Below are 19,570 nucleotides of genomic sequence, written 5' to 3' on the forward strand. Positions count from 1 at the left end.
CGCGTTCACGCAGGTGGTGGGCGTGCGGTGAAGGTCTTGGGCACGATGCTCCGGTTCTGTCCGCTGATCCACTGATTCACCCCATTTCGCGCCTTTGCCTGACCGTGTGCACGCCCTTAACCTCCCGCCCATGCACAACCCGCTGATCTCCGTGGTCCTCCCCGTCTACGACCGGCACCACCAGCTGACGGACTGTCTGGACTCGCTGCTCGCGCAGTCGCTCCCCGACGTCGAGATCATCCTGGTCGTCGACCGCTCCCCGGAGTCGCCCGAGCGGGTCGCGGCGGCGTACGAGCTGCGCGACCCGCGCGTGCGGATGCTCCGGCTGAACGCCGCCGTCGGCATCGGCCGCAGCCGCAACGCGGGCGCCGCGCACGCCACCGGCGAGTACCTGCTCTTCCTGGACAGCGACCACCTGCTCGACCCGGAGGCGCTGACCGCGATGGCCGAGCGGCTGGCCGGGACCGGACCGGTGGACGTGCTGCTGTTCGGGCACAGCCGGGAACACGGTGGCAAGGTCTGGCCGGGCGGCTCGGCCCAGCTGCTGGCGGGGGTCGGCGCCGGGGTGTTCGGACCGCTCGACCACCCCGAACTGCTCGGTGCGCCGCCCCTGGTCTGGGACCGGCTGATCCGTCGCACCGGCGCCCCGGAGTTCCCGGACGGCCGCTACGAGGAGATCCCGGTGGTGCACCGGGCGATGCTGGCGGCCTCGCGGATCGCGGTGCTGGACCGCGACTGCGTCCGGATCCGCCGTCGGCACACCGTGCACCCCGCCGGCTCGCCCGGCAGCAGCCACTTCGACCTGTTCGACCAGTACCGGAGCAGCTTCGAACTGCTGGACGCCCGGCAGGAGCTGGCGCCGCTGCGGCCGTACCTGTTCACCCGGATGGTGCGGCACCTGCTGTTCGTCCTGGAACTGGCCGGGTGCGTGCCGCGCGCCGAGCGCCCCCAGTTCTTCCACCGCGCCACCGAGTACTACCGCGCCTTCCTGCCCGAGGGCTACCGCCGCCCGGACGGCCGGGAGGGCGTGAAGTTCTCGCTGCTGGCGAGCGGGGCGTACCCGGCGTTCGAGGTGGCCAAACTGGGCCAGATCGCCCGCACCGCCGTGGCCGGGCGGCGCTGACGGCGGGCGGGACGATCCGTCAGACGTGCGCGATGCCACCGCCCTCGGCCATCGCGGCGGCGATCACCTTGTTGTTGGCCAGCCAGTCGGCCTCCGGGAGCGGGGGCAGCACGTCGTCCCAGAGCGTCATGCAGTTGCCGCGCAGCTGGAGCATGCCCTCCGGGCGGGCGAACAGCCACAGGTGCAGGTGCGCCGCGCCGTCGCCCCAGCGGCCCACGTGCGCCCGGGCTATGCCGCCCAGGGCGAGCAGCGCCCGCTCGACCCGCTGGATCATCACGCCCAGCTCGGCCGCCCGCTCGACGGGCAAGTCCCCCAGGTCGTGGTGCGCGCGCGGCCACAGCATCACCACGCCGGGCAGGCCGGTGGGCTCGCGCAGCGAGCTCAGCCGCCAGTGCTCATCGGTCCAGAGGTAGGTGTCGTCGGCCCGGGCGCAGTCGTCGCAGCTCTCCGGACCGTCCTCGCCGTGCCGGGGCGGCTCGGGCAGCACCGGCTGCTGGAGCGGACGGACCGTCATCTCCCCCTCGAACGGGAAGACGTCCCACTCCACGGTCTCCGGCAGCGGCAGGTCCTGACCGAACGGCAGTCCGGCGACGTACGGGCTCGGCTTGACGTGATCATCACTCATGCCCCCAGAGGCTGCCATATGACATCGCGTCACCTCCCACCGGGGTGACCGCCGCCCTGAGATCATCTCTCCCATGCCCAGCAGCGATCCGGCCCACGCACTCCGCCGTGAACTCCGACGCGAACTCCGCGGCGACCTCCGCTTCGACACCGCCGAGCGCGCCGTGTACGGCTACGACGCCTCCAACTACCGCCACCCACCGCTCGGCGTGGTCAAACCCGCCGACACCGACGACGTCCGCGCCGCCGTCCGGCTCTGCCGCGAGTACGGCGTCCCGCTGGTACCGCGCGGCGCGGGCACCAGCATCGGCGGCCAGGCGATCGGCCCCGGCGCCGTGGTGCTGGACTTCCGACGGCACGTCAACCGGGTGCTCGAGGTGGACCCGGACGCCCGCACCGCCCGGGTCGAGCCCGGCGCCGTACTCGACGACCTCCAGCGGGCCGCCGCCCCGTACGGGCTGCGCTTCGGGCCCGACCCGTCCACGCACAGCCGGTGCACGCTCGGCGGCATGATCGGCAACGATGCCTGCGGCTCGCACTCGATCGCCTGGGGCCGCACCGCCGACAACCTGCACGCACTCGACCTGCTGCTCCCCGACGGCACCGAACTCACCGTCACCGGCCCCCACTCCCCCGCCGAACGCGCTGCACTGCGCGAACGCCCGGGCCGGGAGGGCGAGTTGCACCGCGCACTGCAGGACCTGACGGCCGCTCACCTCGGTACTCTCCGCCAGGGCATGCCCGACCTGCCGCGCCGCACCTCCGGCTACGACCTGGACGCGCTGCTGCCCGAGCGCGGCTACGACCTGGCCCGGGCGGTCACCGGCACCGAGGGGACCTGCGCGGTCCTGCTCGGCGCCACCGTCCGGCTGGTCGAGTCCCCCGCCGCGACCGCCCTGGTGGTCGCGGGCTACCCCGACGAGACGGCCGCCGCCGACGCCGTCCTGGCGCTGCTGCCGCTGCGCCCGCTCACCGCCGAGGGGATGGCCGCCGACCTGATCGCCGCACTGCTCGCGGCCGGCCGCCGCCCGCCCGCCCTCGACCGGCTGCCCGACGGCGCCTGCTGGCTCTTCCTGGAGACCGGCGGCGCCACCCCMGCGGCTGCTCTGGCCGCCGCCCGCGACCTGGCCGACGCCGTCCGCCGCGAGCCCCGCGCCACCGTCGCCGTGGTCACCGACCCCGCCGAGCAGCGCCAGCTCTGGGCCGTCCGCGAGGCGGGCGCGGGCATCGTCAGCCGACTGCCCGACGGCGGCGAGGCCTGGCCCGGCTGGGAGGACTCCGCCGTCCCGGTCGAACGGCTCGGCGACTACCTGCGCGAGCTGCGCGCCCTGCTCGCCCGCCACCACCTGCGCGGCATCCCGTACGGCCACTTCGGCGAGGGCTGCATCCACCTGCGGCTGGACTTCCCGTTGACGGACCGTCAACGACTGCCGGAGTTCCGGGAGTTCATGGAGCAGGCGGCCGACCTGGTGGTGGCGCACGGCGGTTCGCTCTCCGGCGAGCACGGCGACGGGCAGGCCAGGGGCGAGCTGCTCACCCGGATGTACCCGCCGGAGATCATCGACCTGTTCGGGCAGTTCAAGCGGATCTGGGACCCGTCCGGCCTGCTCAACCCCGGCACCGTGGTCGACCCCCGCCCACTCGACGCCGACCTGCGCTTCCCCGGCCGCGACCTGCTGCCGCTGGCGCTCCCGTACGAGCGCGACGGCGGCAGTCTGCTGACCGCCGTGCACCGCTGCGTCGGGGTCGGCAAGTGCGTCGACACCAGCACCGGGGTGATGTGCCCGAGCTACCTGGCGACCAGGGAGGAACGGCACTCCACCCGCGGCCGGGCCCGGCTGCTGGCGGAGATGCTCCGGGGTGAGCTGGTCACCGACGGCTGGCGCTCGGCGGAGGTCCGGGAGGCACTCGACCTCTGCCTGGGCTGCAAGGGCTGCGCGAGCGACTGCCCGGTCCAGGTCGACATGGCGACTTACCGCTCCGAGTTCCTGCACCAGCACTACCGGCGGCGGCTGCGCCCGGCCTCCCACTACTCGATGGGCTGGCTGCCGCTCACCCTGCGGCTCGCCTTCGCCCGCCGCCTGCTCAACCGGCTGTTCCGGTCGCCTGCTGCCGCGCTGCTCAAGCGGATCGGCGGCATCGACCCCCGGCGCGAGCTGCCACCGCTGGCCACCGAGACCTTCGAACGCTGGTTCCGCCGCCGGACCGCCGCGCCAGGGTCCGCCGGTCGGGAGGTGCTGCTCTGGCCGGACACCTTCACCAACCACCTCGACCCGGCCCCGGCCCGCGCCGCCGTCGAACTCCTCGAGCAGCTCGGCTACACCGTCCGGCTGCCCGAAGGCCCGGTCTGCTGCGGGCTGACCTGGCACTCCACCGGCCAACTCGGCGTCGCCCGACGGGTGTTGCGGAGCAGCCTGGCCGCCCTGCCGCCCGCCCTGCCGGTGCTCGGCCTGGACCCGAGCTGCACCGCCACCCTGCGCGAGGAGCTGCCCCGACTGCTCGGCGCGGAGGCCGGCGACGTCCCGGGGCGGGTGCACACGCTGGCCGAGTTCCTCGACCGGGAGGGCGTCGAACTGCCCCGGCTGGACGGCGTCCGGGCGATCACCCAGACCCACTGCCACCAGCACGCCGTACTCGGCACCGCCGCCGACCGCCGTCTGGACCTCAGGACGGGCCTGGACAACCAGGTGCTCGCCGACGGCTGCTGCGGCCTGGCCGGGAACTTCGGCTTCGAACGCGGCCACTACGAGGTCTCGGCCGCCGTCGCCGAACGCATCCTGCTGCCCGCCGTCCGGGCCGCCGACGAAGCCACCGTGCTGCTCGCCGACGGCTTCAGCTGCCGGACCCAGATCAGCCAACTCGGCGGCGGGCGACGGGCCGTCCACCTGGCCGAGCTGCTCCGGGACGCGCTGCGCACCCAGCGCGGATGACAGGCCCACCGGGCAGGCGGATCGTGGACCCTAGGGCCTGTCTGACAATTCGCGTCGGATCAGGCCGGGTCGTCTGGTGCGTGCGCTCGGCGTGCGGCCGGGGCGCCCTCGTAGCGGAGCTACTTGGGCCCCGCGGCGGAGCCGCTGGTGTCACGGCGGCCGTGCGGCGAGCGTGCGTGCCGGGGGCGAACAAGCCGACTCCCCGGCCGGCCAGGCCCGGGTCGACCAGCCGGGCGTCGCCCGGGACGCGGTCAGCCCGATGCTCCAGGTCGGCCTGCCGCCGGAGCGGCGCAGCGAGGTCGTCCCGGTGCTGGCCGAGAACCGCAGCCCGGTGCTGGTCGAGCTCAACCTGACCCGGGACGCGGAGACCGAGCAGACCCGCGCCGACTTCCTGCAGCTCTACCGGGCCACCTTCCCGCACCTGCCCGAGCCGCTCCCGGTGGCCGCGAGCTACGTACGCTGCGTGCTGAGCCCGCCCGAGATCCAGCGGCTGCTGGAGCTCGACCGGGACGGCACTCCGACCGTCTTCCGGGTCTGGCCCGACTACACCCTCGACGCCCACATCGACCGCTCGGCCGCCACCATCAAGGCCGACGCGGTGTTACGCGCCTACGCCGCCACCGGCCAGGGCATCGTCTGGGCGGTGGCGGACAGCGGGGTCGACGCGCAGCACCCGCACTTCGCCGACGGCACCCTGACCGGCCCGACCGCCGGGCTGCACCGGGACTTCACCGCGCTGGTGACCGGCGGCCCGCAGCCCGATCCGCCGGAGTCCCCGCTGACCGACCCCGCCGGGCACGGCACCCACGTCGCGGGCATCATCGCGGGCGGCCTGCCCGCCCGGGTGCCGCCGCTGATCGGCCAGGTCGAACTCACCGGCGGCGGCCTGCCCGAGTGGCACACCCGCACGCTGGACGCCGGCCGCGCGCTCACCGGCATCGCCCCGCAGGCCGGACTGGTCAGCCTCAAGGTGCTCGCCGAACGCGGCCCCGGCCTGGTCACCTCCTCCAGCGCGGTGATCCAGGCGCTCTACTACATCCGGGAGAAGGTCAACACCGGCGGCCGGCTGCTGGTGATCCACGGCGTCAATCTGAGCCTCGGCTGCGCCTGGGACGCCCGCGAGTACGCCTGCGGCCAGAGCCCGCTCTGCCGCGAGGTCAACCTGCTGGCCGCCAGCGGCGTGGTGGTCGTGGTGAGCGCGGGCAACGGCGGCTTCGCCGGCCGGCTGCCCGGCGAGGGCGGCGCCGACAACCGCGCCGTGCTGGCCACCATCACCGACCCCGGCAACGCGGACGGCGCGATCACCGTCGGCTCCACCCACCGCGACCGCCCGCACGAGTACGGCGTCACCTACAGCTCCTCCAAGGGCCCGACCCTGGACGGCCGCCTCAAGCCCGACCTGCTGGCCCCCGGCGAGCGGATCACCTCCTGCGCGAGCGGCGAACTCCGGACCCAACTCGCCACCCTGTTCCCGCCGGACGCCGATCCGGCCACCCTGCCGACCTATGTGGAGCAGAGCGGCACCTCGATGGCCGCCCCGCACGTGTCCGGCGCGATCGCCGCCTTCCTGTCGGTCCGGCAGGAGTTCGTCGGGCGGCCGCGCGAGATCAAGGAGCTGTTCTGCGCCAACGCCACCTCGCTCGGCCGGGACCGCTACCTGGAGGGGCACGGCCTGCTCGACCTGATGCGTGTGATGTCCAACGTCTAGTACCGAGGAGTGAGTTGACCATGGCTGATCCGATCGCGGGGCTCCCGTACTGGGAGGTCCGGTTCGACCAGGACGGGCACCTGCTGGACGACGACGGCCTGGTCGCCGGACTGCCCGGCACCGGGGTGAGCGAGCTGTTCGTCTTCTCGCACGGGTGGAACAACTCGGAGACCGGCGCCCGGGAGCTATACGCCTACACCTTCGACGAACTCTCCCACCAGATCGGCCGGTTCGCCCCGGCCTGGCAGGGGAAGGTCGGCGTGGTCGGCATCCTCTGGCCCTCACTGCTCTTCCCGGAGGACGCCCCCGACACGCCCTCCACCCCTTCCACTCCCGCCGAACTCGCCACCGCGCTCGCCCCGGCCTTCGCCCCGCCGCAACAGGCCCAGCTCGCCGAGATCACCGCGCTGCTGGCCCAACAGCCGCAGGACCCGGTGCAGTTGACGAACTGTCACCGACTGGTGGCGGAGCTGGTCACCTCCCCGGCACTCGCCGAGGAGGACAAGGGCCAGCAGGCGGTGCTGACCAAGCCCACCGGCGAGGTGTTCAGCGCACTGGCCGGGCTGGCCAGCGAACAGGGCGACGCCCAGGGCTTCCCCAACCCGTTCAAGGTGCTCTGGCACGGCGCCCGCGAGGCCCTGCGCACGGCCAGCTACTACGAGATGAAGAACCGGGCCGGCGTGATCGGCCGGGACGGCCTCGGCCCGCTGCTCGGCAAGGTCGCGGGCAACGGCCTGCGGGTGCACCTGATGGGCCACAGCTTCGGCGCCCGGCTGGTCTCCTTCGCCCTCCCCGGCCTGCCCGAGGGCATCGGCAGCCCGGTCGCCTCGCTGCTGCTCGTCCAGGGCGCCTTCTCGCACTTCAGCTTCGCCGCACCGATCCCGGTCGACCAGGGTCACCACGGCTTCCTGGCACCGTACTTCGACCGGGTGGCCGGCCCGCTCCAGTCCACCTTCTCGCTCGGCGACCGCGCGGTCGGCTGGTGGTATCCGGCCGCCTCGATGCTCAGCAACGAGGACGACCAGGCCGCCTCCGACCTCACCTACCGCTGGGGTGGCATGGGGCACGACGGCTTCCAGCAGGACGGCGCCGAACAGTTCGACCTCCAGCCCGCCGGGACGGCGTACCCCCTGCAGGCCGGGCACTTCTACCGGCTGCGCGGCGACGAGATCATCGCCAAGGACCAGTCCCCGTTCTCGGGTGCCCACAGCGACATCAGGCACCCCGAGGTCGTCTGGCCCGCCCTGGCCGGCGCCACCACCGGCGTACGACTCGCCGCCTGACCCGTCCGAACGGGGTGCTGGCGCCCGGGCCAACTCGGGCGCCACAATGGCCCGGTGACTCTCACTACCGCCGAGGCGGACAAGATCCTGGCCGACAACTTCGCCCCCTGGGTCCAGGCGCTCGGCCTCTCGGTCACCGAGACCGGAGACCGCCACGCCGTACTCCGGCTCCCCTGGTCCGACCAGCTCGCCCGCGAAGGCGGCGCCCTCTCCGGTCAGGCCCTGATGGCCGCCGCCGACACCGCGAGCGTCATCGCCGTCTCGGCCGCCCTCGGCGCCTTCGGCCCGATGACCACCGTCCAGCAGAACATCACCTTCCACCGCGCGATCCTCGGCGCCGACGTCCTGGTCGACGCCCGCCTCACCAAACTCGGCCGCCGCCTGGCCTTCCTGGACATCACCCTCACCGCCGAAGGCACCGAATCCCCCTCCGCCCGCGCCAGCACCGTCTACGCCTTCCCGGGCTGAACGGCGCGCCACTGCGCGTCAGTCCTCGGCGCCCGGCGGCGGACGGTCGTGGTCGGGCCAGACGGTGATGTGGTCGCGTTCCAGGACCAGCCGCACGCGGTCCGCAAGGCCCAGCGACCGGGTGAACTCGCGCGGCAGCTGGAGCCGGCCGACCCGGTCCAGCACGGTGTACTCCTGTCGGTGACCTGACGGCGTCCGGCGGGCGGCAGCGGCAGGTCCAGGGCGCCGACGGCGCGCATCGCGGTCTCGGTACGGAACGGGGCGCCGCCCATCGCCCGGACCAGCGCGGCGTGCACCGCCCGGTCGGCGGCCGGCAGGCCCTGCGCCGTCCAGCGCGCGTCCACCTCCACCGAGCGCGCGGCGTCGACCGCGAGCCGCTCGCGCACCCCCGCGGTAGCCGCCGCCCGGGCCAGCCCGGCCACCGCCGCCAGCACCGCCGTCGCCACCAGAATGCTCACGGCCACGGATACGAGCACCAGACCGTGCCGCCCGAATCGGCGCCCGACCCCCGCCAGTGCCATCGCCTGCTCCCCCCGGCGCCCTCCACACCGGAGAGCTCTGTGCCACGAGATCACTTGCGGCACAGAGCTGACGTTCTATCACAGCAGTCAGAGCATGGTCTATACCAATCAGAGCTCCGAAGGTTTCACTCCGCGCAGATCGTCGTCACGAACTCCGCCACCCGCTCCTGCGGCATCCCCCGCGCGATGTCCGCCTCGCTGATCATCCCGACCAGCTTGTGGTCCGGGTGGTTGATCACCGGGAGCCGCCGCACCAGGTGCTGCTCCATCACCCGCAGCACCTGCTCGACGTCCTCGTCCGCCTCGACCACCATCGGCCTGCCCTGGGCGAGTTCGCCGGCCGACACCGTGCTCGGGTCCCGGCCCTCGGCCACGCATTTGAGCACGATGTCGCGGTCGGTGAGGATCCCCAGCAGCTTCTCGTTCTCCCCGCAGATCGGCAGTGCGCCGACGTCGCGTTCCTTCATGATCCGGGCCGCGTCGGCCAGCGTCTGCTGCTCCCTGACGCACTCGGCTCCGGTGTGCATGATGTCACCTGCAGTGGTCATCGTCCCGCCTCCTGACCTCGGTCTTCCTCTCATCCTGGGCCGCCGTCCGGGGCCCCGCCACCCAGCAACGGGTGGGCCAGCACCTCCGTCAGGTCCGGGAGTTCGAGCTGCTCCACGTTCCGTACCGCGTTCGGCGGCGGCTCTTCCGCGGCCTCCGCACGGCGGGTGGCACTGTCCAGGAACCGCAGCAGCTCCACCGGGAAGGGCAGCACCAGGGTGGAGTTCTTCTCCGCCGCCACCTCCACCACGGTCTGCAGCAGCCGCAGTTGGAGCGCGGCCGGCGCCCGACTCATGATGGTGGCCGCCTCGGCGAGCCGGGCGGAGGCCTGGAACTCACCGTCCGCAGTGATGATCCGGGCCCGCCGTTCGCGCTCCGCCTCCGCCTGCCGGGACATCGAGCGTTTCATCGACTCGGGCAGCGCGACGTCCTTGATCTCCACCCGGTCGATCTCGATGCCCCAGCCCAGCGCCGGGCTGTCCAGCATCAGTTCGAGCCCCTGGTTGATCGGCTCACGGTTGGCCAGCAGGTCGTCCAGCTCGCTCTTGCCGATGATCGAACGCAGCGAGGTCTGCGCCACCTGCGAGATGGCGAACTCGTAGTCCTGCACGTTCACCGCGGCCTGGACGGGGTCGACCACCTTGAAGTAGACGACCGCGTCGACCCGCACCGTCACGTTGTCCCGGGTGATGCCCTCCTGGGCGGGGATCGGCATGGTGATGATCTGGATGTTCACCTTCTTCATCCGGTCCACCGCCGGCACCAGGAAGGCCAGCCCCGGCTGCCTGATCTCCTCCCGCACCCGGCCGAACCGGAACACCACCCCGCGCTGGTACTGCTGCACGACCCGCACCCCGAGTCCGCCCAGCACCGCCGCCAGCAGGAACACCGCCAACAGGACGTCAAGAACGATCATCGCCGCCACCTCGGGAACCCCTGACCGTACGGACCCGCAATCAACGCTACTCCGGCATCGCCGTCCCTAGGATTGACGCCATGGACCCAGCGCAGGCCCACCTCCTCCCCGACCTCGCCACCCTGGACCGGGTGGTCACCGAGTGCCGGGCCTGCCCGCGCCTCGTCGCCTGGCGCGAGGAGGCCGCCCGGGTCAAGCGCCGCGCCTACCAGGACTGGGACTACTGGGCCCGCCCGGTCCCCGGCTTCGGCCCGCCGGACGCCGCCCTGCTGCTGGTCGGCCTGGCCCCCGCCGCGCACGGCGGCAACCGGACCGGACGGATCTTCACCGGCGACCCGTCCGGCGACCTGCTGTACGCGACGCTGTACGAGCTCGGGCTGGCCAACCGGCCGACCTCGGTGGTGCACGGCGACGGGCTCGAGCTGTACGGCGTCCGGATCACCGATCCGGTGCGCTGCGCGCCGCCCGACAACAGGCCGAGCTCCGAGGAGCGGGACACCTGCCGCCCTTGGATCGCCCGGGAGTTGACCTTCCTGCGGCCCACCGTCCGGACCGTGGTCGCGCTCGGTGGCTTCGCCTGGCAGGCCCTGCTCCCCGCCCTGGCCGCCGCCGGCTGGCAGCTTCCCCGCCACCGACGGCGGCCCCCCGCTCGAACTGCTCGGCTGCTACCACGTCAGCCCGCGCAACACCTACACCCGCCGCCTCACCACCCCGATGCTCCGCGACCTGCTCGCCGAAGCGGCCCGCTCGGCCGGTCTCTGAGCGGTCGGCGCGGTCAACCCGCCCGCAGCAGTTCCTCGAGCTCCCCGGGCGTGCACTCGACCACCAACTGCCGCGCGTACAGCACCCCGTACTCGAACGGGTGCGCAGTCCGCGCCAGCTCCCGCAGCGCCTGCCGGGCGACCACCGCGTCCTGGTGCGCCCCCAGCGTCTCCTGCACCGCCTTCATCCGCTTCGTCAGCCCCGCCGCCCCCGCCGTCTCCCCGAGGTAGCGCGCCCGCTTCGCGGCCTTCCTGGCCCGGTGCAGCGCCGCGTCCCGCGCCTCGCCGGTGAGATCCCTGGCCGCGGCGAGCCGCCGGGCCACCCGGCGCTCGGCCTTCCGCGCCAGCCTGCGGTACGGCGGCAGGCCACTCCCGTCCGGCGGCCGGGTCGACAGCTCGCCGAGCTCACCCAGCAGGGCCCGGTACCAGGCGCTGTCCAACGCCGCCAGTACCTCGGGCCGGGCCGCCACCGACCGCTGCTCGGCCCACCGCTCCAGCTCGGCCGCGATCAGCCCGGGCTCGCACTCCGCGGGCAGCGTCCGGGCCTCGGCCACCAGCGCCGCCCCGAGCACCTCGGCGTCCCTGGCCGCCCCGAGCGCCTGCCCCAGTCGCCGAAGCCCCGCCACCGGTTCGTCCGGCCCGCCGTACTCGCGCAGGGCGCTCCGCAGCCGTCGGCAGGCCACCCGCATCCGGTGCACCGCGTCCGGCGCGTCGGCCCGGACCAGCGGCTCCAGCCCGGCCAGCACCACGGTCTGCCCGGCGATCCGGGCGGCCAGCAGCTCGCCGGTCGGTGGGCGTCTCTTCGGCATCCCGTTCACCTCCGAACGGCTTCCAGGCTATGCCCGGGCCGGAACCCACACAGCGAAGCCGGGCCCGTACGGGTCACGGGCCCGGCTCCACACGCGCGGGGTCAGCCGATCTGCTTGCCGAAGCAGAGGCTCTCCGGGGAGTCCCGGTAGAAGCCGAACTTGGTGATCGGCAGGTAGCCCTCGGAGCCGTACAGCGCGATCGCCTCCGGCTGCTCGGTGCCGGTCTCCAGGATCATCCTGGTCAGCCCGGCCTCGGCGGCGGCCTGCTCCAGGTGCCGCAGGACGGTCCTGGCCAGGCCCCGGCCGCGGGCACTCGCGGAGACGTACATCCGCTTCAGCTCGGCGTCGCCGTCCCGGACGTCGTCCGGCCCGGCCTGCTTCACCCGCCAGCCACCGCAGGCCACCGGGACCTCGTCCAGGTAACCGACCACGAACAGCCCGGCGGGCGACTCGAAGTGGTCCGGGTGCATCACCGTCTCATCGGCCCCGCCGTACCGCTGGACGTACTCCTGCTGAACCTCGGCCGCGAGCTTCTCCGCGTCGGGGTGACCGTAACCGGTGGTGCGTATCTCCATGGTCGCCAAGCCTAAGGCCGCAGGTCAGCCCTGTTCGAACCGGGCCACCAGGTCGTCCTTGCCGAACATCCGGGCCGTCTCGATCGCGGTCGGCGCACCGGCGCGCGGGTCGGCGTTGCCCTCCAGCAGGGCGGTGATCACCTCGGCCTCGCCCTTGAAGACGGCTCCGGCCAGCGGGGTCTGGCCCCGGTCGTTCACCCGGTCCGGGTCGGCGCCGCGCGCCAGCAGTACCCGGACCGTCTCGGCGTGGCCGTGGTACGCCGCCAGCATCACCAGGGTGTCGCCCCGGTCGTTGGCCAGGTCGGCCGGCGCCCCGGCGTCCAGGTAGGCCGTGAGCAGCGCGGCGTCGCCGGTGCGGGCCGCGTCGAAGAGCTTGCCGGCGAGTGCGATGACCTCGGCGTCCGGGGTCTTGGGTGCGGAGTCGGCCATGACTGGGCCCTCTCGGATCGGGTCGGTAGTGCCGTACCGCACCGTAGCGGACGACACGTGGTGGGGATGGCCGAGCGGCCGTTCGGGCGAATTTTGCCGCTCGTATACGCCCCAGGCAGGCGGTTCGGTGAGATCCACCCGTTTGCCACGTTCCATCATCTATTACTTTTTGTCACGATTAGGGCACTTTCGGTTACGCCTTTTTCCATATTGCGTCCCCGCCGTCCCCAGATCGAGGAGCAGTCGCGTGATTCTCTCCATCTCCGGCATCGTCCTGTTCGGCACCATCGCCTTCCTCTTCTTCCGGCGAGACGGCCTCAAGATCTCGCATGCACTGGTGTGCGCGCTGCTCGGTTTCTACATCGCGGGGTCCTCGATCGCACCCAGCATCCAGGCGGGCGGCGCGAGCCTGGCCAGCCTGCTCGGCGGCCTGAAGTTCTGACGGCGAATCAGTTTCGGCTCCGGCCCGGGTGCGGATCCCAACCGCCCCGGGCCGCACGCAACCCCAAACCCGTCCCGAGCTGCCCGGGGAGAAGTCCCGAATGTCCCTGACCCGCCATCTCAGCCGCGGCCGCGACCTGGCCCGGACCGCAGGCGACCACGCCTCCGACATGTTCGCCCCGCTCACCGTGATCGGCCGCGGCCTGCGGCGCCACTCCGAGTGGCTGAAGGCCCGCTGGGCCGCCACCCCGAAGGAGCGGCGCGGTCCGACGATCTTCCTCACCGCCGCCGGAGTGCTCGGCATCTTCCTGCTGCCGCACGGCCCGCTGCTCGCCCTGGTCGCCCTGATGGCCAGCGCCGCCTGGGTCGGCCGCTCCCCCAAAGCGCCGCCCGCCGCACCCGAAGCGGACGCCGCCGACCTCAAGCTGACCGCCCTGTACGCCGCCCTGACGCCCTATCTGGCCGCCCCCGAGGAGCTGAACCCGCTGTACGGCCCGGAGGGCCGCTACCAGGACGCGTTCAGCGCCTGGGAGTTCGACGAGGGCCGACTGGCCACCCTCGACCTCGGCTATCCGGCGTACTTCACCGACACCGAGCCCGCAGCCCGGGCCCGGGTCGAGCAGGTGATCCAGGGCAAGGCCGGCCGGTCCAGGGAGTACCGCTTCGACTGGGACGAGGAGTCCAACCGGCTGCGGGTCACCGCGCTCGCGCCGCTGGCCACCGACATCGCCGCCCAGCCCTTCGTCACCACCCCCGGCGAGATCGTGCTCGGCTTCACCGACAGCCACGGCAGCCGCCGCACCATCCCGGTCACCCAGAGCAGCGGCACCGTCCAGCAGCCGCCGGTGGTCTGGCGTACCGGTGCCCGCTCCTCCGAGCCGCACCTGCTGGCGCTGGGCACCGCGGGCTCTGGCACCTCCACCCTGATCCGCTCGATCGCCCTCCAGGCGCTGCGCCACGGCGACCTGATGGTGATCGACGGGGCCGGCACCGGCGAGCACGCCTGCCTGGTCAACCGGCCCGGCGTGCACACCGTGGAGACCAGCCTGCACGGCGCGCTGGCCGCCCTGGAGTGGGCCGCCCAGGAGACCGAACGGCGGCTCACCGCCCTGAACGCCGCCCGCCACCACGGCGTGCCCACCCCGGAGGACGTCACCCGTCCGCTCTGGCTGCTGCTCGACCACCCCACCGAGCTGACCGAGCTGGCCCACGCCGAGGGCCGCCCGGACCCGCAGGAGCTGCTGGAGCTGCCGCTGCGGCACGGCCGGGCAGCACGCGTGACGGTGGTGGTCGCCGACGACCTGACCGCCTACGACCGGATTTCGCCGACCGTCCGGGCCACCACCCGGGCCCGGGTGGTGCTCGGCCCGGTCACCCCCGGCGCCGCCGAGGCCGTCCTGGCCGGGCCACTGGACATCACCCCGGCCACCCGGACCCCGCCCGGCCGTGGCTACGCCCGGATCGGCGCGACCGAGCCGGTCCGCCTCCAGGTGCCGGTCACCGTGGACCCGCTGGACGACGAGGCGCCGGCCGCCCACCGGGAGGCGGTGATCACCCTGTTGCCGCACCGGGACACCAGGACCGAGGCCTCCGCGGTCGACCTGAAGGCCGAGCCCGCCACTCCGGCCGGTACCCCTGTCAGCACCCCTTCCGCCACCCCTGACATGCCGAAGGAACCCCCAGCGGTCCGCCCGCGTCCGGTCTGGTGACCGAGCAGCGGTAAGCTGGCGCGCCACCCGTAACCGGGTCGCTCTCCGCACATTTGGTGACACGCAGGGTGATAAATCCATTCAGATGTGACAAATCGGGCGACGATGGGTACAAACAGTGGCGGTACGACAGGCGACGCATGTCCCCGGACGGGAATCTTCGTCGGCGGTCGAGCGTTGACCGATTGACGATGACAGCGACCACTAGTCCTGTGGGCCATAAGCCCTGGAGGCACGATTCATGAGCGAGCGAGCTCTCCGCGGCACGCGACTCGGGGCCACTAGCTACGAGACCGACCGTGGAATTGATCTGGCTCCCCGCCAGACCGTTGAGTACGCATGTCAGAACGGACACCGATTCGAGGTTCCTTTCTCCGTTGAGGCGGAGATTCCCTCGGCTTGGGAATGCCGTTTCTGTGGCCAGGAGGCCATGCTGCTGGACGGCGATGTGCCGGAGGAGAAGAAGACCAAGCCGACGCGCACCCATTGGGACATGCTGATGGAGCGTCGGACGAGGGAGGAGTTGGAGGAGGTCCTGGCAGAGCGCCTGGCCGTACTCCGCTCCGGCGGGATGAACCTCGCGGTTCACCCTCGCGACACCCGCAAGAGCGCCTGACCCCAGGCCGCCCCAGGGCGGCGACCGAACCCGAAGGGGCCCGAGCTTCTCCCGAAGCCCGGGCCCCTCGGCTTTTCCCGATTCGAGTACGACGGCTACGACCTACGACGGCTACAACCCCAGCCTCAGCCGCTGATCGGCGGCCGGTGGTCGGTGTCCGGACCGGACGGCTGGGCCGGGTCGACCACCTCGCCCTGGATCACCTTGCCGTCGGGGCGGTGGATCCGGATCTGCTCCTGCAGCCGCACCGCGTCCGCCAGCGGGCCGGCGCCGACCGGCGAGGTGGAGCGCAGCGCCGTAGTGGCGAACCGGCGGCCCAGCGCCCGCCAGAGCGCCCTGGTCGGCGGGAAGATCAGCGAGAGCCCGAGCACGTCCGACATGAATCCGGGCAGCATCAGCAGCACGCCTGCCAGCACGGTCATGCTGGTGCCGGTCTGCGGCTGCTGGGACTGCGGCTGCCTGCTCTGCTCGATCGCCGCCGAGATCGCCTTCGTCCCGGCCCGCTTGACCAGCCAGCCGCCCAGCAGCAGACCGCCGAGCAACAGCAGCAGGACCGCGAACCAGCTGGTCGCCGAGGCGACCACGGTCAGCAGCCAGATCTCCAGCACCAGCCAGGCGGCGATCAACAACGGCAGGACCCGCCGCACCCGGCCGCGCGGTGCCGAGGGGGCCGGGGGAACTTGCTGGCTCACGGTACGAATCCACTCCATCGTGGTGCCCGATCCACCGCCCGACCGGCTGATCCGGTCCGGCTACTGGGCACCACCAGGCATAACGACTAGGACTCGGCCCGTGTTCCAGCGCTCCTGCGGCGGCGGAACCCGTCGAGCACCACCAGGCCGCAGGCCAGCAGCCCGCCCATCGCGAGCACCCACTCCGGCGCGGCGCCGACCCGGTCGGCCAGGGTCCGGCCGTCCCGCAGCGCGACGACGGCGCTCAGCTGATCCGCCGTCAGCTCTTCGGTCCGGTCGGTCACCCTGCCGTCCGGCGCGACGATCGCGCTGATCCCGCTGGTGGCGGCGATCAGCACGGCCCGGCCGTGCTCGACCGCGCGCAGCCGGGACATCGCCAGCTGCTGGTCGGGCTGGCCGCTGTTGGCGTAGGTGGCGTTGTTGGTCTGCACGACCAGCACCCGGCCGCCCTGGTTGACGGTGTCCCGGACGATCTCGTCGTACGCGACCTCGAAGCAGATCACGTCGCCGATCCGGGCCGGGCCGAGCTGCAGCACGCCGCTGCTGGTGCCGGGGAAGAAGTCCCGGGCCACCTGCTGGAGCCGGGTGATCACCTTGGACAGCTGGTCCCGGAACGGCACGTACTCGCCGAACGGCACCGGGTGCTGCTTGGTGTACGAGGCGCCGGGGCCGGTCTTCGGGTCCCAGACGATGCCCTGGTTGAGCACGTGCTGCTCGTCCGGGCCGTTCACCAGCGCGCCGACCAGGACGGGGACGCCGATCGCCTTCACGGCGGCGTCGATCCGCTCGTACGCCTCGGGGCTGGTGAACGGGTCGAAGTCGGAGGAGTTCTCCGGCCAGATCACCACGTCCGGGCGTTCGGCCCGGCCGGCCGCGACCTCGGCGGCGAGCAGCTCGGTCTCCCTGGCGTGGTTCTTCAGCACGGTCATCGGGGTGCCGAGGAAGTGCATGCCGGGGTTGGGCACGTTGCCCTGGATCACCGCGACCTTGACGGTCTCGGCGGCGGCCGTCGGGACGGGCACCAGGTATCCGGCCAGCAGCACGGCCACCGCGCCCGCCCCGGCCAGTGCGGCGGCCGGCAGCGAGCGGCGCGGGCCCCGGCGCAGGCGCAGCGCGGCCCAGGCCAGCAGGGTGCCGCAGAGGGCGACCGCGAAGGTCACCAGCGGCGCCCCGCCGAGGGCGGCCAGCGGGGTGAAAGGGGTCGCGGTGTTGGCGAAGGCCAGCCGGCCCCAGGGGAAGCCGCCCAGCGGCAGCCGGTCCCTGGCCCACTCCTGGGTGACCCAGAGGCAGGCCGCCCAGAGCGGCCAGCCGGGCAGCCGCGAGGTGGCGGCCAGACCGGCGCCCAGGGCCGCCAGGAACAGCGCCTCGATCACCGACAGGCCGATGGTCGCGTCCGTGCCGATCACCCGCAGCCACCAGAGCAGCAGCAGGAAGAACGGCAGCCCGAACGCGAAGCCCGTCCACGCCCCCTGACGGGCCGTCCGCCCCCGGGTCAGCAGCGAGAGCCCGGCCACCCCGACCAGCGAGAGCGGCCAGCAGTTGTACGGCGGGAAGGCCAGCGCCAGCAGCAGACCGCAGAGCACCGCAAGACCCGTCCGGGGCAGTCCGGCGACCAGCCGGGCGGGCCGCCCCGCTCGGGGGGCGACGGGCTCCGGATCGGGTGCCGTCACGGGGTGCTCCTGCTCGACGGGCAGTGCCATCTGCGCACCACCTCTCTGTCTGTGCAGGTCCATCCTGATTCGGAAGACGGTACCCCGGATCCTCGACACCCCGTCGCCCAGGGTCAGGACGGTCTCAGCCGGTGAACACGGTCCGGCCCCGGACCACGGTGCGGAGGCAGAGCGGGAGCGGCTCGCCCGGGGTGAGGTCGGGCAGGCCGGGGGTGCCGGAGCGGGGGTCGGTGGACCAGCCGGCCACCCGGGAGTCGGGGGCCTGGACGACCAGGTCGCCGGCCGCCCAGATCGCGAAGCTGGCTACCGCGCCGGGGACCAGCACGCCGTCCTGGTCCCGGCCGATCGCGCGCCAGCCGCCCCGGGTGTGGGCGGTGAAGGCGGCCCGGACCGAGATCCGGTGCTCGGGGGTCCGGTGGAAGGCGGCGGCCCGGACGGTGCCCCAGGGGTCGAGCGGGGTGACCGGGGCGTCCGAGCCGAAGGCCAGCGGGACGCCGGTCCGCAGCAGCGCGGCGAAGGGGTTCAGCCCGGCGGCCCGCTCGGCGCCCAGGCGCTGGGCGTACATGCCGTCGGGGCCGCCCCAGGCGGCGTCGAAGGCGGGCTGGACGGAGGCGGTCAGGCCGAGCTCGGCGAAGGCGGCGACGGCCTTCTCGTCGAGTGCCTCGGCGTGCTCGATCCGGTGCCGCCGGGCCCGGACCCGGTCCAGGCCGACCCGGTCGGCCGCGGCCCGGACACCGTCCAGGACGGCGGTCAGCGCCGCGTCGCCGATGGCGTGGAAGCCCGCCTGCAGGCCCGCCTCGGTGCAGGCCACCACGTGGTCGGCGACCTGCTGGGCCGTCAGATAGGCGGCACCGGTGTGCTCGGCGTCGGTGTAGGGGGCGTGCAGGCAGGCGGTGTGCGAGCCGAGTGCGCCGTCGACGAAGAGGTCACCGGCCGCGCCCAGGGCGCCGAGGCGGCGGGCGGTCTCGACCCCGGCGGGGGCGAGTTCGCCCCAGTAGCCGAAGACCTCGGGGCCGGTGCCCTCGGCGGCCAGCACGAGCAGCTCGGCGAAGTCCTGCTCGGAGGAGATGTCGGGGCCCGCGCACTCGTGCAGGGCGCCGATGCCGAGCGCGGCGGCCCGGGCCAGTGCGGCCTGCTGGGCGGCCCGGCGCTGATCCGCCGTCAGGTGGGCGAGGGCGGCGCGGCGTACGGCGTGGTGGGCGTCCCGGCTGAGCGGGCCCTCGGGGTGGTACCCGGCGCGGCCGGCCAGACCTTCCGTCAGCTCCCGCAGCGCAGTGGAGGCGAGCGCGGAGTGCACGTCGGTGCGGGACAGGTAGAGGGCGGCGCCACCGGCGGCGGCGTCCAGCTCGGCGAGCGTCGGCGGGCGGCCCTCGGGCCACTTGGTCTCGTCCCAGCCGTGCCCGATCAGCACGCCCTGCGCAGCGGCGGCGAAGGCCGTGACGGCAGCCAGCGCCTCGGCGAGCGAGGGGCAGCCGGTCAGGTCGAGGCCGGTCAGCGCGAGGCCGGCCGAGGTGGCGTGCACATGCGCGTCCACGAACGCCGGGGTGACCAGCGCGCCGTCCAGTTCGATCACCTCGTCGGCGGTCGCCGCGTACGGGGCGGCGGCGCCGTCGCTGCCGACCCAGGCGATGTGTTCCCCCTCGACCAGCATCGCGCTGGCGAAGGGGTCGACGGGACTGTAGACGGAACCGCCGCGCAGCAGCACGGTCCGAGGGGTGGTGGATGCGCTCATGAGGCTTAAGTCTGCAC

The 19,570-nt window shown here is 73.3% G+C and carries 18 protein-coding genes and 1 pseudogene; 9 read left to right on the forward strand and 10 right to left on the reverse strand.

Annotated features, from left to right (window positions below; translation table 11 throughout):
* Positions 1 to 130: 130 nt before the first annotated feature.
* Entirely contained in the window at positions 131 to 1,123 is a 993-nt protein-coding gene (locus ASC99_RS30485; RefSeq protein ID WP_057238141.1) for a glycosyltransferase family 2 protein, read from the forward strand.
* A 19-nt stretch (positions 1,124 to 1,142) separates the two neighbouring features.
* Here ASC99_RS30485 and ASC99_RS30490 read toward each other — a convergent pair whose 3' ends face one another.
* Positions 1,143 to 1,748, reverse strand: coding sequence for a hypothetical protein (locus ASC99_RS30490; protein WP_157531867.1), 606 nt, complete (start codon positions 1,746 to 1,748; stop codon positions 1,143 to 1,145).
* 73 nt (positions 1,749 to 1,821) lie between these two features.
* Between ASC99_RS30490 and ASC99_RS30495 the strand changes: the two genes are divergently transcribed.
* From ASC99_RS30495 to ASC99_RS30510, 4 genes are all read left to right on the forward strand, one after another.
* Complete coding sequence (locus ASC99_RS30495; RefSeq protein ID WP_057238145.1) at positions 1,822 to 4,677, forward strand: FAD-binding and (Fe-S)-binding domain-containing protein; 2,856 nt, start codon at positions 1,822 to 1,824, stop codon at positions 4,675 to 4,677.
* 172 nt (positions 4,678 to 4,849) lie between these two features.
* Positions 4,850 to 6,385 carry a S8 family peptidase gene (locus tag ASC99_RS30500; RefSeq protein WP_157531868.1) on the forward strand — a complete coding sequence of 512 codons (1,536 nt, stop codon included), beginning with the start codon at positions 4,850 to 4,852 and terminating at the stop codon, positions 6,383 to 6,385.
* A gap of 20 nt (positions 6,386 to 6,405) precedes the next feature.
* A complete protein-coding gene (locus ASC99_RS30505; protein ID WP_057238147.1) occupies positions 6,406 to 7,668 on the forward strand; it encodes a hypothetical protein in 1,263 nt (420 codons plus the stop codon).
* A 54-nt stretch (positions 7,669 to 7,722) separates the two neighbouring features.
* Positions 7,723 to 8,136: a PaaI family thioesterase gene (locus ASC99_RS30510; protein ID WP_057238149.1), complete on the forward strand. Its 414-nt coding sequence runs from the start codon at positions 7,723 to 7,725 to the stop codon at positions 8,134 to 8,136.
* Here the strand turns inward: ASC99_RS30510 and ASC99_RS30515 are convergent.
* The 3 genes from ASC99_RS30515 to ASC99_RS30525 form a co-directional block, all read right to left on the reverse strand.
* Complete coding sequence (locus ASC99_RS30515) at positions 8,118 to 8,594, reverse strand: hypothetical protein (RefSeq protein ID WP_235583183.1); 477 nt, start codon at positions 8,592 to 8,594, stop codon at positions 8,118 to 8,120. The genes ASC99_RS30510 and ASC99_RS30515 overlap by 19 nt on opposite strands.
* 188 nt (positions 8,595 to 8,782) lie before the next feature.
* On the reverse strand, positions 8,783 to 9,205 hold the full coding sequence (locus tag ASC99_RS30520) for a CBS domain-containing protein (RefSeq protein WP_057238153.1): 423 nt from the start codon (positions 9,203 to 9,205) through the stop codon (positions 8,783 to 8,785).
* Positions 9,206 to 9,234: 29 nt separating this feature from the next.
* A complete protein-coding gene (locus ASC99_RS30525; protein ID WP_082598771.1) occupies positions 9,235 to 10,119 on the reverse strand; it encodes a slipin family protein in 885 nt (294 codons plus the stop codon).
* An 80-nt stretch (positions 10,120 to 10,199) separates the two neighbouring features.
* Between ASC99_RS30525 and ASC99_RS30530 the strand changes: the two are divergent.
* A pseudogene (locus ASC99_RS30530) lies at positions 10,200 to 10,881 on the forward strand (uracil-DNA glycosylase).
* A 13-nt stretch (positions 10,882 to 10,894) separates the two neighbouring features.
* Here ASC99_RS30530 and ASC99_RS30535 read toward each other — a convergent pair.
* The 3 genes from ASC99_RS30535 to ASC99_RS30545 form a co-directional block, all read right to left on the reverse strand.
* Complete coding sequence (locus tag ASC99_RS30535) at positions 10,895 to 11,689, reverse strand: CHAD domain-containing protein (RefSeq protein ID WP_057238155.1); 795 nt, start codon at positions 11,687 to 11,689, stop codon at positions 10,895 to 10,897.
* 101 nt (positions 11,690 to 11,790) lie between these two features.
* A complete protein-coding gene (locus ASC99_RS30540) occupies positions 11,791 to 12,264 on the reverse strand; it encodes a GNAT family N-acetyltransferase (RefSeq protein ID WP_057238157.1) in 474 nt (157 codons plus the stop codon).
* Positions 12,265 to 12,288: 24 nt separating this feature from the next.
* On the reverse strand, positions 12,289 to 12,693 hold the full coding sequence (locus tag ASC99_RS30545; RefSeq protein ID WP_057238159.1) for an ankyrin repeat domain-containing protein: 405 nt from the start codon (positions 12,691 to 12,693) through the stop codon (positions 12,289 to 12,291).
* A gap of 247 nt (positions 12,694 to 12,940) precedes the next feature.
* Between ASC99_RS30545 and ASC99_RS30550 the strand changes: the two genes are divergently transcribed.
* From ASC99_RS30550 to ASC99_RS30560, 3 genes are all read left to right on the forward strand, one after another.
* Entirely contained in the window at positions 12,941 to 13,135 is a 195-nt protein-coding gene (locus tag ASC99_RS30550; protein ID WP_057238163.1) for a hypothetical protein, read from the forward strand.
* 100 nt (positions 13,136 to 13,235) lie between these two features.
* Complete coding sequence (locus tag ASC99_RS30555) at positions 13,236 to 14,843, forward strand: hypothetical protein (RefSeq protein WP_057238165.1); 1,608 nt, start codon at positions 13,236 to 13,238, stop codon at positions 14,841 to 14,843.
* 241 nt (positions 14,844 to 15,084) lie between these two features.
* Positions 15,085 to 15,459: an RNA polymerase-binding protein RbpA gene (locus tag ASC99_RS30560; protein WP_057238166.1), complete on the forward strand. Its 375-nt coding sequence runs from the start codon at positions 15,085 to 15,087 to the stop codon at positions 15,457 to 15,459.
* 125 nt (positions 15,460 to 15,584) lie between these two features.
* Here the strand turns inward: ASC99_RS30560 and fxsA are convergent, their stop codons facing one another.
* From fxsA to ASC99_RS30575, 3 genes are all read right to left on the reverse strand, one after another.
* Positions 15,585 to 16,151: an FxsA family membrane protein gene (fxsA, locus tag ASC99_RS30565; protein WP_235502636.1), complete on the reverse strand. Its 567-nt coding sequence runs from the start codon at positions 16,149 to 16,151 to the stop codon at positions 15,585 to 15,587.
* An 86-nt stretch (positions 16,152 to 16,237) separates the two neighbouring features.
* On the reverse strand, positions 16,238 to 17,851 hold the full coding sequence (gene lnt / locus ASC99_RS30570; RefSeq protein ID WP_057238169.1) for an apolipoprotein N-acyltransferase: 1,614 nt from the start codon (positions 17,849 to 17,851) through the stop codon (positions 16,238 to 16,240).
* Positions 17,852 to 17,945: 94 nt separating this feature from the next.
* Positions 17,946 to 19,553, reverse strand: coding sequence for an amidohydrolase (locus tag ASC99_RS30575; protein WP_057238170.1), 1,608 nt, complete (start codon positions 19,551 to 19,553; stop codon positions 17,946 to 17,948).
* Between the last annotated feature and the right edge of the window lie 17 nt (positions 19,554 to 19,570).

It is taken from the genome of Kitasatospora sp. Root107 (assembly GCF_001424875.1).
Classification (GTDB): domain Bacteria; phylum Actinomycetota; class Actinomycetes; order Streptomycetales; family Streptomycetaceae; genus Kitasatospora.

Coding starts and splice junctions, on each gene's coding strand:
- ASC99_RS30485 (WP_057238141.1), top strand. CDS start 131: ATGCACAACCCGCTGATCTCCGTGGTCCTCCCCGTCTACGACCGGCAC.
- ASC99_RS30490 (WP_157531867.1), bottom strand. CDS start 1,748: ATGAGTGATGATCACGTCAAGCCGAGCCCGTACGTCGCCGGACTGCCG.
- ASC99_RS30505 (WP_057238147.1), top strand. CDS start 6,406: ATGGCTGATCCGATCGCGGGGCTCCCGTACTGGGAGGTCCGGTTCGAC.
- ASC99_RS30520 (WP_057238153.1), bottom strand. CDS start 9,205: ATGACCACTGCAGGTGACATCATGCACACCGGAGCCGAGTGCGTCAGG.
- ASC99_RS30525 (WP_082598771.1), bottom strand. CDS start 10,119: ATGATCGTTCTTGACGTCCTGTTGGCGGTGTTCCTGCTGGCGGCGGTG.
- ASC99_RS30535 (WP_057238155.1), bottom strand. CDS start 11,689: ATGCCGAAGAGACGCCCACCGACCGGCGAGCTGCTGGCCGCCCGGATC.
- ASC99_RS30540 (WP_057238157.1), bottom strand. CDS start 12,264: ATGGAGATACGCACCACCGGTTACGGTCACCCCGACGCGGAGAAGCTC.
- ASC99_RS30545 (WP_057238159.1), bottom strand. CDS start 12,693: ATGGCCGACTCCGCACCCAAGACCCCGGACGCCGAGGTCATCGCACTC.
- ASC99_RS30555 (WP_057238165.1), top strand. CDS start 13,236: ATGTCCCTGACCCGCCATCTCAGCCGCGGCCGCGACCTGGCCCGGACC.
- ASC99_RS30560 (WP_057238166.1), top strand. CDS start 15,085: ATGAGCGAGCGAGCTCTCCGCGGCACGCGACTCGGGGCCACTAGCTAC.
- lnt (WP_057238169.1), bottom strand. CDS start 17,851: ATGGCACTGCCCGTCGAGCAGGAGCACCCCGTGACGGCACCCGATCCG.
- ASC99_RS30575 (WP_057238170.1), bottom strand. CDS start 19,553: ATGAGCGCATCCACCACCCCTCGGACCGTGCTGCTGCGCGGCGGTTCC.